The 13,512-nt window shown below is 49.2% G+C and carries 12 protein-coding genes; 3 read left to right on the top strand and 9 right to left on the bottom strand.

Annotated elements, in window-relative coordinates; genetic code table 11:
* Nucleotides 1-36: 36 nt before the first annotated feature.
* The 9 genes from LKD23_RS00060 to LKD23_RS00020 all read right to left on the bottom strand — a co-directional run bounded on the left by LKD23_RS00060 (nt 37) and on the right by LKD23_RS00020 (nt 12,167).
* Complete coding sequence (locus LKD23_RS00060; protein WP_227619770.1) at nt 37-3,009, bottom strand: type I restriction endonuclease subunit R; 2,973 nt, start codon at nt 3,007-3,009, stop codon at nt 37-39.
* Nucleotides 3,010-3,021: 12 nt separating this feature from the next.
* On the bottom strand, nt 3,022-3,723 hold the full coding sequence (locus tag LKD23_RS00055; RefSeq protein WP_227619769.1) for a hypothetical protein: 702 nt from the start codon (nt 3,721-3,723) through the stop codon (nt 3,022-3,024).
* Nucleotides 3,724-3,771: 48 nt separating this feature from the next.
* On the bottom strand, nt 3,772-4,518 hold the full coding sequence (locus LKD23_RS00050) for a hypothetical protein (protein WP_227619768.1): 747 nt from the start codon (nt 4,516-4,518) through the stop codon (nt 3,772-3,774).
* Nucleotide 4,519: 1 nt separating this feature from the next.
* Nucleotides 4,520-5,800, bottom strand: a complete 1,281-nt coding sequence (locus LKD23_RS00045) for a restriction endonuclease subunit S (protein ID WP_227619767.1) — start codon at nt 5,798-5,800, stop codon at nt 4,520-4,522.
* 2 nt (nt 5,801-5,802) lie between these two features.
* Nucleotides 5,803-7,560 carry a type I restriction-modification system subunit M gene (locus tag LKD23_RS00040; protein WP_227619766.1) on the bottom strand — a complete coding sequence of 586 codons (1,758 nt, stop codon included), beginning with the start codon at nt 7,558-7,560 and terminating at the stop codon, nt 5,803-5,805.
* A 189-nt stretch (nt 7,561-7,749) separates the two neighbouring features.
* Nucleotides 7,750-9,705: a recombinase family protein gene (locus LKD23_RS00035; RefSeq protein ID WP_349138502.1), complete on the bottom strand. Its 1,956-nt coding sequence runs from the start codon at nt 9,703-9,705 to the stop codon at nt 7,750-7,752.
* 18 nt (nt 9,706-9,723) lie between these two features.
* Nucleotides 9,724-10,725, bottom strand: a complete 1,002-nt coding sequence (locus LKD23_RS00030) for a virulence RhuM family protein (RefSeq protein ID WP_156068147.1) — start codon at nt 10,723-10,725, stop codon at nt 9,724-9,726.
* A 354-nt stretch (nt 10,726-11,079) separates the two neighbouring features.
* Complete coding sequence (locus LKD23_RS00025) at nt 11,080-11,916, bottom strand: ATP-binding protein (protein WP_227619951.1); 837 nt, start codon at nt 11,914-11,916, stop codon at nt 11,080-11,082.
* Nucleotides 11,913-12,167 (bottom strand): hypothetical protein, encoded by a 255-nt coding sequence (locus LKD23_RS00020; RefSeq protein WP_227619765.1) that lies wholly within the window; start codon nt 12,165-12,167, stop codon nt 11,913-11,915. Before LKD23_RS00020 ends, LKD23_RS00025 begins: the two co-directional genes overlap by 4 nt.
* 9 nt (nt 12,168-12,176) lie before the next feature.
* Between LKD23_RS00020 and LKD23_RS00015 the strand changes: the two genes are divergently transcribed.
* The 3 genes from LKD23_RS00015 to LKD23_RS00005 all read left to right on the top strand — a co-directional run.
* A complete protein-coding gene (locus tag LKD23_RS00015) occupies nt 12,177-12,608 on the top strand; it encodes a PadR family transcriptional regulator (RefSeq protein ID WP_255667979.1) in 432 nt (143 codons plus the stop codon).
* 142 nt (nt 12,609-12,750) lie between these two features.
* Nucleotides 12,751-13,119 (top strand): helix-turn-helix transcriptional regulator, encoded by a 369-nt coding sequence (locus tag LKD23_RS00010; protein WP_227619764.1) that lies wholly within the window; start codon nt 12,751-12,753, stop codon nt 13,117-13,119.
* 191 nt (nt 13,120-13,310) lie between these two features.
* Nucleotides 13,311-13,512, top strand: a 202-nt coding sequence (locus LKD23_RS00005; protein WP_431834213.1) for a plasmid mobilization protein, incomplete at its 3' end; no start/stop codon positions are given.

Below are 13,512 nucleotides of genomic sequence, written 5' to 3'. Positions count from 1 at the left end.
GCAGGCTGTTTTAAGCAAATAAAAAGGAAAACTGTTTTACTTTTTGCGGAATTCTCCATATAGCCACTCTGCCAGAGCTGACATAATAGCCTTGTACTTGCTGGTATCCTCAAACAAGGAAGAGAAGGTGTCCTGCGCTTCGAGATAGCTGTCCTGTGCGGCAGTATCAAAAGCCTTGGGGAAGATGCTCTCGGTAAAGATCTGCGGGTCGGAGCTGCGCGCCAGCTTTGCCAGCTTCGGGTCGGCCAGCAGACGGTCATGCAGGGCAGTAAGCAGCACCCGGTCGGCATTGGTGAACTCACCCTTGAACTTCTCGTTGATCTTCAAAATGATCTCGTCCAGCGGCTCCTTGGGGTCGTGGCCGAGAGCACCCTTCTGGGTGACCGGCTCGTAGACGCCCTTTGTGTGTTCCAGCTCAATAGCACCGGCAAAGGTCTTTTGCAGCTTGTAATACTCCAGCTGCAATTTGCCCTCCAGATCCAGCGGAGAGACCTCGTCCGGCGGCAGCAGTTTGAGCAGGTAAGCGCAGAATACGTTCTCCTTGTGCAGCTCTTCGTCGAACATCCGCGCCACCTGTGAAACGTAGCCATACCACTTGACAAGGCTGCGCAGCAGGCGGCGGAACTGGTACCGCTCGGCCTGCGTTTTCTGGTTGTAGCGGTCTGCCACCGGCTTCAAGACGCTGCTCATGCGGCCCACGGCATTTTTGTCCTGCTTGGTGCTGCGGAAATACTCCTTAGCAAAGGCTTCCACGTCTGCGTCGGAATAGACCGCAAAGCTCCGCAGCTCCTTCTGGGTCTTGTAAATGAGGTCGGTGTTGACCTCCTGCTCCAGAAAGGTTTCCTGATAAAACGGCTGGAAGGCTTCCCGGATGTCCTCTGCCTTGTTCACAAAATCCAGCACAAAGGTGTCGGTTTTGCCGGGGCAGGTACGGTTTAAGCGGGAGAGGGTCTGCACTGCCTTGACGCCCTTCAGCTTTTTGTCCACGATCATGGTGTGGAGCAGCGGTTCGTCAAAGCCTGTCTGGTATTTTTCTGCCACGATGAGCACATTGAAGTTGTTATGAAACTCCTTTTTGGTCTGGCTCTCCGCAATGTGGCTGCCGTCGGCGCGGACGTTCAGGGACTGCTCCGTGTACTCCACACCGCCATCCGGTACGGCACCGGAAAACGCCGCTAAGATCTGCACATCGTCATAGCCTTGCTCCGCAATGTAGCGCTTGACCTCGTGGAAGTACCGCACTGCTGCCAATCGGGAGGAGGTGACCACCATCATCTTGCCCCGCCCGCCGATCTTGTGGCTGGTGGTCTCCCGGAAGGTTTCTACAATGATCTTTGCCTTCTGGCTGATGTTGTAGGGGTGCAGCTCTTCATACTTACGGATGAGCTTCGCCGCCCGGCTGGCGGGCAGGTCGGGGTTGTCCGGGATAGTCTTGGCGATCTTGAAGCAGGTGGAATAGGTCATGTAGTTTTGCAGCACATCCAGAATGAACCCTTCTTCAATGGCCTGCCGCATACTGTAAATGTGGAAGGGGTGGTGACTGCCGTCCGGGTACTCGGTGCCGAACAGTTCCAGCGTGGCGGCTTTTGGGGTGGCGGTAAAGGCAAAGAAGGACAGGTTCTTGTGCCGCCCGTGGGAGGTCAACTCCTTCACCAGTGCATCCTCCGGGTCGATCTCGTCCTCCGCTTTGCCTTCCAGCTCGGCATATTCCCGCAGCGCATCCTCGGTGTCGGCAAGGGCGGCTTTCAGCTTCAAAGCAGAGGTGCCGGTCTGGGAGGAGTGCGCTTCGTCGATGATAACGGCATAGTTCTTCCCGGCGGTCTTGTTTACCTCAGTGTAGATGACCGGGAACTTTTGCAGCGTGGTGATGATGATGCGTGCGCCGTTGTTGATGGCATCCCGCAGGTCGCCGGAGTTTTTGTCCTCGCCGATGGCCTCCACCGCACCCAGCGTATGGTCGAAGCCGGAGATGGTCTCCTGCAGCTGTGCGTCCAGCACGGTGCGGTCAGTCACCACGATGACGCTGGCAAACACCGGCTTGTTCTCGGTGTTGAACAGGGAAGCCAGCCGGTACGCCGTCCAAGCAATGGAGTTGGACTTGCCCGACCCGGCGCTGTGCTGGATGAGATAGTGCTGCCCGGCACCCTTCTGCCGCACATCTGCCACCAGCTTGCGCACCACGTCCAGCTGGTGGTACCGGGGAAAGATCAGGGTCTTGCCGTCCTGCAGGCTCATGAACTTTTGCAGGATGTCCATCATGCTGTCCTTCTGGAACACTTCTTCCCAGAGGTAGGCGGTAAGGTAGCCGTTGGGGTTGGGCGGGTTGCCTGCACCGCCGTCCCGCCCGGCACCGTTAGAGCCCTGATTGAAGGGCAGAAAGCGGGTATCCTTGCCTGCCAGCCGGGTGGCCATCCAGACCTCGGTCAGGTCTACGCAAAAATAGCCCAGAATGCGCTTATTGAACTGGAAACACACCTCCCGGGGGTCCCGGTCGTGCATCCATTGCTGCTTGGCGTTCTCCACGGTCTGCCCGGTGAACTGGTTCTTCAGCTCAAAGGCGAACACCGGGATGCCGTTTACCGCCAGCACCATGTCCACTGAGTTGTGGGTGGTGTCGGAGTAGAACCACTGCCGGTTGCAGGTGATCTCGTTTTGGGCGTAGCGCTGGGCGTCCTTCTGGTTCAGCGCGGACTCCGGCTGAAAATAGCACACCCGGAACCGCCGTCCCCGGTGCTTGAACCCATACCGCAGCACCGAAAGCAGTCCGTCCGCATCGCAGGCATTATTAAAGGCCGTGCAGAACTTCCGCACCGGGTTTACCGTGTTCTGCTTTTCAAAAAATGCCCACTCATTGGGCTGGGTCTTTTGCACAAAGCGGATCAGGGTATCCACAAACAGCCCCAGCTTGGGGTCGTAGCAATCCCCGTTTCGGGTGTAGCCCCCGGCAGGGGAGAGCAGCGCCGCCGCAATGTCCGATTCAAACTGCTTTTCGGTGGTGATGAGGGGCATGGTTAGACCTCCTTACCGTTGTTTTATAAAATCGTATATGTAATTAGAAGACAGATTGAGTATAATTGTGAGAATAATACCGACTAAAAGGAAATTACGGAATTTTTTAAGCCGATGATCTTGTTTCACATTTTCTCCAAATGCAATTTCATTTTTAGGAAATAAATAGGATCTGAATGCTACAAATAGATTCATAATTACTAAGAAAAAAAGAACAGTATAATTAAAAGGAAGAACGTGCTCAATTAAAGCTGAAAATAAAAATCCATCGACTAATGTGATAACAGGAAGGAATGGAAGACCAACAAAGTAGGTATAAGGCAGTTGTTGTGCCTTTAGCAAGGGTGTGAGCTTTTCTTTTAAATAATGATAATTTCTTTCATCATTGCTGAAATCATAAGCGATGCTATTAGTTCTAAAAGAGTAGAATGAATCACTATCGAACTGAATTGTAATAGTGTTTGAATGGATAGAGTCTGATGGAAGATATGCGTATAAGGTGAATTGACTTATTCGATAGACAATGGTGACAACACTATCATAAAACTCAGCGGGGCTGTCGAAAGTATAGGTTTCTGAACCAGCGTGTACTTTTATCTCAAAAGTTGCTTGCTTAGAAGCGGTTTGTATAATTGAAATAACCTGATCAATAAAAGGCTTGTCAACTTTATAGCCAAAACGTGTTGGAATAGAATCGGATATTATTTGTTTCATTTTTACCTCTTTTCTTTCGGAAAAATCTCCATAGAGAAATTATTCCTTTTAATATCCAATATTTAATGATTTGATGCCGACAGAGTAATTAAATAATATATCGGTAGGAATAATTTGAGAGAAATCTTTTATGGAACCAATATCAAGGGTTAAAGTTGAGTTGGTGAGGATGCTCATGTGTTTCTCCGAAAGTTGCGCAATAGGTTTGCTAAGGCCCTCTTCAAAAAGTTTCACAGCGGGCGTGTCTTTCATAATGCATACACGAAATTCCTGCTGATTCTTGAAGGAATCACGTTTTATGAATTCAAAAAGATGGTCGATATGAGTAGGATGTGCGGGAGGAATATATTTGGCTAACTCTGCACGAAGTTGATTTTCGGAAAAATAAGAAACATCACCATATACAGTTGTTGATTCATTATAGTGCGATTGCAAGGCATCGATAAATCGGTCGGTGTTAACTACAAGGGCATAGCTACAGTTAAGAAGCTTTAAATCTTGTGCAGATGCGGGAGGAATGATTAAAAAGTCATTATAGATATGCTGGTAATGAAAAAAGCACGTTATGAAAGAATTGAAGCGCATAAAATGCCCACTGCTAGGAATGACTTTATCTTCATAAGGATGAGGAATATATTCAAAAGAAGGAAGACTCCCATCAAACTGGTCAGAGCGAACAGTGTCGGTTTTATCATATTGTTGATAATAGGCAATGTTACGCATGAATAAATGTCCTTGTTGAAGCTCTTCCAGATATTCTTTTTGAGAAAATCGTACGATAGGCAACATGTTCATTTTACACCTCCCTCTTTCCCGTTACAACCTCATAAATCAAACTTTTCTTATAGCTTTCCATTTCCTTCACCAACTGTTCTTTTTTCGCAATCAGCCCGTCAATCTCAGCGCATTTGGCGTCAAGGTAGTCAGCAATTTCTTTTTGCTCTTCAAGTGGTGGCAACAAAACAGGCATGGATTTAAGAAGGCTCTGCCCAAGACTAGCCCGTGTTACAAGATTCATTTCCTTAACAAGATAAAACCGTAAGTGAGAGCTTCTAAAATAATACTTTGCATACGGTGTATGCAATTTGTCTGAAAATGGACGTACTCGGATGAGAAAACCAGCAAACGTGGCATTGGGAATATCCTTTTCACAAACACAAGAAAATCCAACTTCTTCGATCGTTTCGGAAGTCCGGGTAAAGAAAATGTCTCCCTCCTTTACAGAGTATCGCTCTTGTTCTTCTGGAGTGGACTCGACTAATCCAGATACGGCAAAAGGCAGAGAGTAATTTTTATAAACATCGCTATAACTTACAAATGGAAAACCTTTTCCAAAAAATTCGCTGCTCTTACTTATACCGTTCTGCGTATCTCCAACATTGCGGAGTTTACCAAGAACCCACTTAGCTGGAATTTGACCAATATAGTCAACCCCGCTATCCTTCATCTCTCGCTCACCACGCACGCCTTTGGTAACAGCCTGCGTAATAACTGCCTGCTTGAGCTTTTTGTATTCCTCGATGCTGGAACGAGTTTTGGAGAGCATTGCATCAATTTCAGAACATTTTTCATCAAGAAAGCTCACAAGCTTGTGCTGTTCGACTATCGGAGGAACAAGATAGAGTAAATCGGCCAGTTTATTCCATTTCAAATCACATGAACGAACGCGAATGCCAGTTGAAAGAGCAAGAAAAACATTGTTGTAGGCCATGGATCTTAGGTAATACATGAGGTACTTTTTGTCTTGTGATGAATCAAGAACAACAAGGACAGGAGAGGATTTTCCGCGAGAATCTGATATGCCAATAGAGCCTGCAAATCCATCCATCCCATGTACAACAAGATCACCTGGCTCGATACCTTGATAACCAATTTCTTTGAGAGAAACCGTAAAACCATCTTCTCTGCGATTACTGCGCAAGGTTACTTCGCCATCACGGAAACAAGTAATAACGCCGTCAGTAGGAAAAACTGCTCGTTGCAGAAGTGTTAAAATATGTTTTCCACGCGCTATGCTCCACCCCTCGGGAATCTCCCCAATCCATTCAATACCGCTGTCTTTCATTTTCCGTGCCATGGTCAGTCCTCCTTATGGAACAGCTCTGCCAGCCCGGCGGAGATATCCTGTTCCAGTGCGGTGATGCGTGCTACAATATCCTCCACGGCTTCCGGTGCCTGATACTCGTAGAAATAGCGGGTCATGGGGATCTCGTAGCCCACCTTGGTCTTGCTGTGGTCGATCCATGCGTCGGGGGCGTAGGGCAGGACTTCCCGGGCAAAGTAGGCGTCAATATCCTGCACCAGCGGCACGTTTTCAGTGTCACGCAGGCTGGTGTCCGGCACAGGCTTGCCGCGCTTCAGAATGATGTTGCCAGCCTCGTCCCGCTGGGGGCGTTCCACAACGATCTTGTTGTAGCCGAACTCCACGCTCTCGAACACCTTGCTCTCGCAGTAGATGCCGTTTTTGTCGCCGTACACCTTGCCGTTGGCAAACTCGCCGTAGGCGGTGACAATCAGCTCCCGGCAGGCATCGGTGATGTCGTTGCGCTTGGTGCCGATGCTCTTGCGGCGTGGCTCGAAGCAGTGGCTGGCGTCAATAAGCTGTACCTTGCCCGCACGGTGGGCGGGCTTATCCTTGCTGAGCACCCAGATGTAGGTGGAGATGCCGGTGTTCATGAACATATCGGTGGAAAGCTGGATGATGCAGTCCAGCCAGTCGTTTTCCAGAATATACTGCCGGATGTTGCTGGGGCCGCTGCCGGCATCGCCGCTGAACAGGGGAGAGCCGTTCTGGATAATGGCCATCTTGCCTTTGTTTGCCAGCTTGGCAAGGCCGTTCAGCACAAAAAGCTGCTGACCATCGCTGATCTTGGGCAGACCGGGCGCAAAACGCCCCATCTCGCCCCGGGCGGCCTCGGCTTCCACCGCCTTCTGCTCCCGCTTCCAGTCGATGCCGAAGGGCGGGTTGGAGATGATGTACTGGAAGGTGAACCCGGGGAACTGATCCTCCGACAGAGTGTCACCGAACCGCATATTGTTAGGGTCGCCGCCCCGGATCATCATGTCCGCCTTGGCGATGGCAAAGGTGGAGGGGTTGAATTCCTGCCCGAAGCATGTCACCTCAATGTCGCTGTTCAGCTCGTGGATGCGCTCCTCCATGCAGCTCAGCATCTGGCTGGTGCCCATGGCCATATCGTAAACGGTCATGCTGCTGGTATCGAGGTCGGCTTCGGACAGCAGCAGGTCGGTCATCAGATAGATGATATCCCGGCTGGTGAAGTGGGCTCCGGCTTCCTCGCCAAAGCTCTCGGAGAACCGCCGCACCAGGTCCTCAAAGATATAGCCGCAGTCCACGGCGCTGATCTTGTCCGGGCCAAGATAGCCCTTCTCGGAGCCGAACTCCTTGATAACGAGGTAGAGGGTATTGCTCTCCACCATCCGCTTGATGATGTTGTCAAAGTCGAACTTTGCCAGCACGTCCTGTGCGTTGGCAGAGAAGCCGGACAGGTAATCCCGGAAGTTGGACTCAATGTTGTCCGGGTCTGCCAGCAGGGTCTCGAAGGTGAACCGGCTGGTGTTATAGAACTGGTAGCCGGAGGCCTTCTGCAAAAAGCCGTCGATGACCTGCAGCTTTTTCACCTTCTCGTAGGTGTCCAGCACTGCCTGATGGGTGGGCAGCAGACAGTCGTGGAACCGTTTCACCACGGTCATGGGCAGAATGACCAGACCGTACTCGTGGGGCTTGAACGGCCCGCGCAGCATATCGGCCACGTTCCAGATCATGGCGGCTTTTTCGGCAATGTTGGCACCTACGGCGGTGATCTTATCGTTTGGCATACGTTGCTCCTTGTTTTTTGTGATAGGTGGACATCCTGATTTTACAACAATGGGTGTCCTATAAATCGGACGGCAGGATGCTTTTCCTGAAAAATGATTCTTGCATCTATTGTACCACGATAAAAGTGGAAACACCATATTCCGGCAAAAGAAAAAGCCCGCCTGAAAACCAGACGGACATACTGTAAATCAAATCATCTGAAAATGCTTTAATGCTTCCACAATCGCATCCTCTTTTTCCTTCGGACACTTGGGCTGCTTTGTATTTTCGGACTTCGCCTTGTGGTGGTTCTCTCGTACCTCCAGACCGCATTTCTGTTTGACCTGCGAGATATACAGGGAAGATACTTTCAGCCCGGTCTGTTCCAACACACGGGCCTTGATTTCGGGATAGGTCACACCTTTCTGCAATCCGGAGGTGTCCATGCCCTCCAAAGAGAACTCTACACGTACTTTTTTGGAGTCGATCTCGCCCTTGGAAAGTGCAATGACACATTCGGGATGACTTTCGTTGTCCAAACACAGATCGATGTCTTTTTCAACGATAGGAAGTCTGAATTTGATGGATTTGAGCCACTGACCGTTGGGTTGACGCTCTGGGTAGATCTGAATTTCAGAGATCAGATGTTCCATCAGCTTTTTACGTTCAATGGGATTCATCACATTGTAGAGCTTTTCAAAGCAGATGAGAACTTTGTAAATGTTATCGCCCGTGATTTTATCCGCTTCGATAGCCTGCTTCTTTGCCCGGGCATCCATCAGGTTGTTTTCTGCTTCCTCGATTTTATCGTACATCCTGTAAAGCCGCTCGTCAAGGTCAGATTTGCGGATGATGTAATGGCGGTCATCCGGGTCAAGTGTGTCGATCTCCTCCGTGATTTTGGACTTGACGGAGTAATACTGCCGCAGCATTTTTTCGGCGGCGGCAATTTCCTGTTCAATGGCAGTGGTGTCTACTTTGCTGTTGATCTTCTCCTGCATCATGGCGGCAAACTTTGGATTGCTGACCAGTTTGATGATAACCTCCACCACTGCGTTGTCCAGAACTTCTTCCTGAATTTGCTTGTTGAAATCGCATTTTTGCCCACGTTGCATCTTGCGATGCTTGCAACTGTAGTAAGAGAAAGATTTATAGGGTGTGCCATCTTTCTTTCGCTTGGTGCATTTGTTGCTGTACATTCCAGCACCGCAAACGGGGCACTTGACAAGGGCGGATAACAAGTGTGCCTGTTCCGTTTTGCTGCGGTTGACTGGTTCGTATCGTTTGGACTGCGCCAACAGCTTGACCTGTGCGGCGTTCCACAATTCTTCCGATACGATGCCCTCGTGCAGGCCGTCCACCAGCAAATAATTCTCCTGTGGAACCTGATGATATTCGTTCCGGGTGCCGTGAATCTTTTCGAGTTTGCGGCGGCCAAAGGCGATTTTTCCGCAGTAGACGGGGTTCTTCAGGATGGCCCGAATCAATGTTGCGCTGAAAAGGGGAGAGGTGCCATTTTGACGAGCAAGTTTCTGAAAGCCGTGGGTCTCCAGATATTTGGAAAGACCATTTGCACCTGTGTCGGTGTTTACATATTGCTCAAAAATCGTGCGAATGGCAGGGGCTTCATCCTCATTGATTTGCAGCACACCGTCAACCAAACGATAGCCATAAGGCGCAAAACCGCCGTTCCAGCGACCTTCCCGTGCCTTCTGGATGCGGCCTTCCATGGTTTGGACACGGATGTTCTCACGCTCAATTTCAGCGACAGCAGACAAAACGGAAATCATCAGCTTGCCAGCGTCTTTAGAAGAATCAATGCCGTCCTCCACGCAAATCAGGTTCACACCAAAATCCTGCATTACCTGCAAGGTAGACAGTACATCGGCAGCGTTGCGGCCAAAACGGGAGAGCTTGAACACCAGCACATAGGCAACACCATCCTTGCCGGATTTGATGTCCTCCATCATCCGGCAGAAAGAAGCACGGCCTTCAATGGATTTACCCGATTTGCCTGCATCCTCGTATTCGCCGACGATCTGGTAGTCGTTGAAGTCTGCATAGGCTTTCATGCGAGCTTTCTGCGCATCCAGTGAATAGCCATCAATCTGTATGGCCGTGGAAACACGGGTGTAAGTGTAAACCTTTGTCTTTTCCTGTGACATAAAAACCTCACAAAACAGTTATTTCTTGTCTGCTTTCTGCTCCAGAAACTTAATGGAATCCAGATAATCCTGCTCCACATCACTGAGGGTTTTAGCCTTATATTTCCGATATTCGGTAGTAGCTTTGTCCACTGCCTGCTTGTGGGTCACACTGCCATTGCCAACAAGCAGCTGCTCGCCGCTCATAGTCAGAATACGGTCAAGGTGGTTTGCCCAATCCTGCATTGTCATGGGCTGTTCACGTTCTGCCTGACGCTCAGCAAAATCCAGATAACCGGAAACCAACTGCCCCATAGCACGAAGCTCTTTCTCGTTCAGATAGTTTTTGGCAATAGTAGCTTCTCGTAAAGTGGGCTGGTTTCCTGCAAAAGTAGTCAGACCCATAAATTCCTTTTCGGCATCTGCACGGTTGTAAATGACCTCGGCGGCAGTTTGACCGTGGATGGCATAATGAATTTTATTCTGGACTTTTTTGAAGAACTGGACGGAGATTTCTGCTTTTGGGTCGTAGTCAATGCTGGTTGCATAGATTTCCAGAACCTGACGATAAAACACTTTTTCGGAAGCACGGATGTCACGGATGCGTTCTAACAGCTCTTTGAAATATCCACCGCCGCCCAGATTTTTCAGGCGTTCGTCATCCAGCGCAAATCCCTTGCGCATATATTCCTTCAGGATGCCAGTTGCCCAGATACGGAACTGTGTGCCTCGTTTGGATTTGACACGATAACCAACAGAAATAATGACGTCAAGATTGTAGAATTCGACCTGATAGGTCTTTCCGTCTGCGGCAGTTGTTGCAAATTTTGCAACAACTGAATCTCGTTCAAGCTCACCCTCTGCAAAAATGTTTTTGATGTGACGGGAAATTGTGGATTTGTCACGTTGGAACAACTCAGCCATCTGGTCAATGGAAAGCCAGACAGTGTCACCGTCAAAGGTAGTATCGATTTTGGTCAGGCCATCTTCTGTGGTGTAAATGAGGATGGAATTTTTAGGAGAGTCATCTGGACGATTCATTTTAAGCACCTCGTTCCGTGTATGTAATACAGTGGAAGGGGAGACCTTACCACTGTGTTGGGACAAATATTACAAGAATATTATATCATGCTGCAAGAGCGGTATCAACAGTATCTTGTCGATTTTCGTTATTGGTTGAGGATACGGCGTTGTCTATTTCCAAGACCGATGCGTACTTCTCGATCACATCGGCTAGAAAGGTTGCGAATGCGCTCCATTCATCGAGTGTGGGCGTAGAGCATTCCGAAGGGGTGGGATTGTTTTCTATAGGATGAAAATTATTCAATAGGCAACTCCATTTCCTTGTAGCAAAACTTAGGACGTCCTGCGGATTCCTTCAGAAATGTTTCTGATCTATCCGATTAAACTTTTTAAGCGTTCCAGCTTTTCCTGTGCGTTCTCCTCCCGGAAACTGACCCCAATGCAGGAAATCGGAACGCACATTTCCAGCAGGCGGTCATAGATGCGGGCATGAGCGGTATCCTGTGGGTGTCGTATCTCGTCCAGCGTCAGGTTGGTAGTGACGATCAGCGGCTTCCGGCTGCGGTATCGGCTGTCCACGATGTTGTAGATCTGCTCCAGTGCGTACTCGGTGCCTCTTTCCATGCCGAAATCGTCAATGACGAGCAGGGGATAGCGGCAGAGCTTGTCCACAATATCATTGCGCCCGGAAAAGCTGTTGTTCAGCTCGTTCAGGATCCGGGCAAAGTTCGTCATACGCACAGGCACCTCCTGCTCCATCAGAGCGTTTGCAATGCACCCGGCAAGGAAACTTTTGCCGGTGCCCACACCGCCCCAGAGAAGCAATCCAAGGTTCTCTGCACGCATGGTCTGCCACTGTTCCACATAGCGATGTGCATGGTGCATCTGCGGGCTGCGGCCATTGTCGTTTTCAAAGGTCCAGTCCAGCATTGCCGGGTCAGAAAACCCCTCAGCTTTTAGCCGCCGCACAAGATTGTTGTGCTTTTGCTGGTTGATAAGGGCTTCCTGTTTTGTCCTCTCGATGCGCTGGCAGCTGCATTCGATTGGGTGCTTGTTCTTGCCCATCAGGGCAATGCCTTTTGCAAAGAACGCTTCCCTTGGCGTGTGACATTTTCCGCAGTAAAGCAGACCGTCCTCGCCATAATAATCTTCGATATTTTCGGGAATGCTGGATGGGAGTTGTTCCAAAATTTTTTCTATCGTCTTTATAGGCTTTCTCCTTCCTTGAATGTGTAGTCCGGGATGCCCGGTGCTTGCTTCTGTTCTGACCGCTGCCGTTTCGCCCAGATGCGCAGGGTAGCGGCATGATCGGCGTACTTTTTGCCGGTGGACTGGATATAAGCTGAAAGCTGTTCGATCAGGCTGTCCAGCCCGGAGAAATCGGCATTAAGCTGCTTGTACTCTTTTTCAGTCAGAAAGACATTGCGATATTCTCCAATCCATATGAAATTATCAAGCAACTACAAATCATGAATGTTCATCGTTGGTACAACATCGCCAATTCGACAGTCTACGCTACACTAAAAGTCTTAGAGAAAAAAGAATATATTTATGGCAGCGTTGAAAAGGATGGAAATATGCCCGACAAGACGATTTACTCGCTTACAGACAAAGGGAAACAAGAATTTGTGGCAACATTACAGCAATCAATTTTGTCCTTCGACTATGATACCAACATTTTCTCGATTGCCGCATTTTTTATTGATGCGTTAGATGATCCGCAAAGTCTGCTTTCACAGCGTTTGAAAATATTAAATAGCTATCTTGAGGGAATTGAGCAGCAGATAACAGTCATAAAAGACGACATACCTTCCATTGCAAAAGCTAATATTGAACGAACTAAATATATTGTTGAAGCAGAAATTGCAGGTACTGAGAGTTTGATTCATGCAATATTGTAATGACCAACTGTTGAAAGCTGCTTGGTATCTGATAAACTAGGTGCGCAGCCCCGGATTATGAATTATAAAATGTAGACAGAACGGACATAGCAACATTTCGCCAATCGCTCATGAACTATAAAATGTATATGGGTGATGCAGAATGGCGAAAATTGAGGACTGTCCCGGCTTTGAAATGTTCGGAGCGGATGTCAAGGCAGCTCGAAAGGCAAAACAACTTTCCCGCAGTGCGCTGGCTGACATGATACATTGTGACAGCCGGTATCTTGCGAACATCGAAAACGAAGGCACGCTGCCCAGCTTGCCGGTGGTGATTCAGCTGATAAAAATATGTGGTCTGCCCGTGGAGCGGTACTTCAACCCGGAACTCATGCGGGAAGAAAGTGTGGAGCGTCAGAGGGTCAGCCACAAGCTGCAGCTTTGCCCGGAAGAATACTTACCTATCGTAGAAGGTGCCATTGACGGTGCCTTACGAATCCATGAACAGGAAAAAGAGCCCGTGTGTGTCTGATTGTCATGCACGGTCATTGAGAGGATGCAAAAGCGTCCTCTTATTTTTTTTGCATTTTGCGGGCAAAACGGGGGTGTTGTGGTGTCATAGTAGTAGGGAAAGGTAACGTAGCAAGCATAGGGAGTGTAGCCACTCCCGGCAGAAATGCTTGCTGGGGAGTACCCCAGACCCCCAAGAAACGAGGTGAAACTATGACGAACCGAACCCGAAAAATTGTTATGCGTGTTCCAGTGACGCCGGAGGAACGGGAACTTATCCGGCAGAAGATGGCTCTGCTGCACACACGGAATTTTTCTGCCTACGCCCGGAAGATGCTGATAGATGGTTATGTTGTCCACATCGACACCACCGACATCCGGGCGCAGACCGCCGAATTGCAGAAGATTGGTGTCA

This window comes from Faecalibacterium butyricigenerans, from assembly GCF_020687345.1.
In the GTDB taxonomy this organism is placed as follows: Bacteria; Bacillota; Clostridia; order Oscillospirales; family Ruminococcaceae; genus Faecalibacterium; species Faecalibacterium butyricigenerans.
This window is presented reverse-complemented; position numbering and strand designations above follow the sequence as displayed.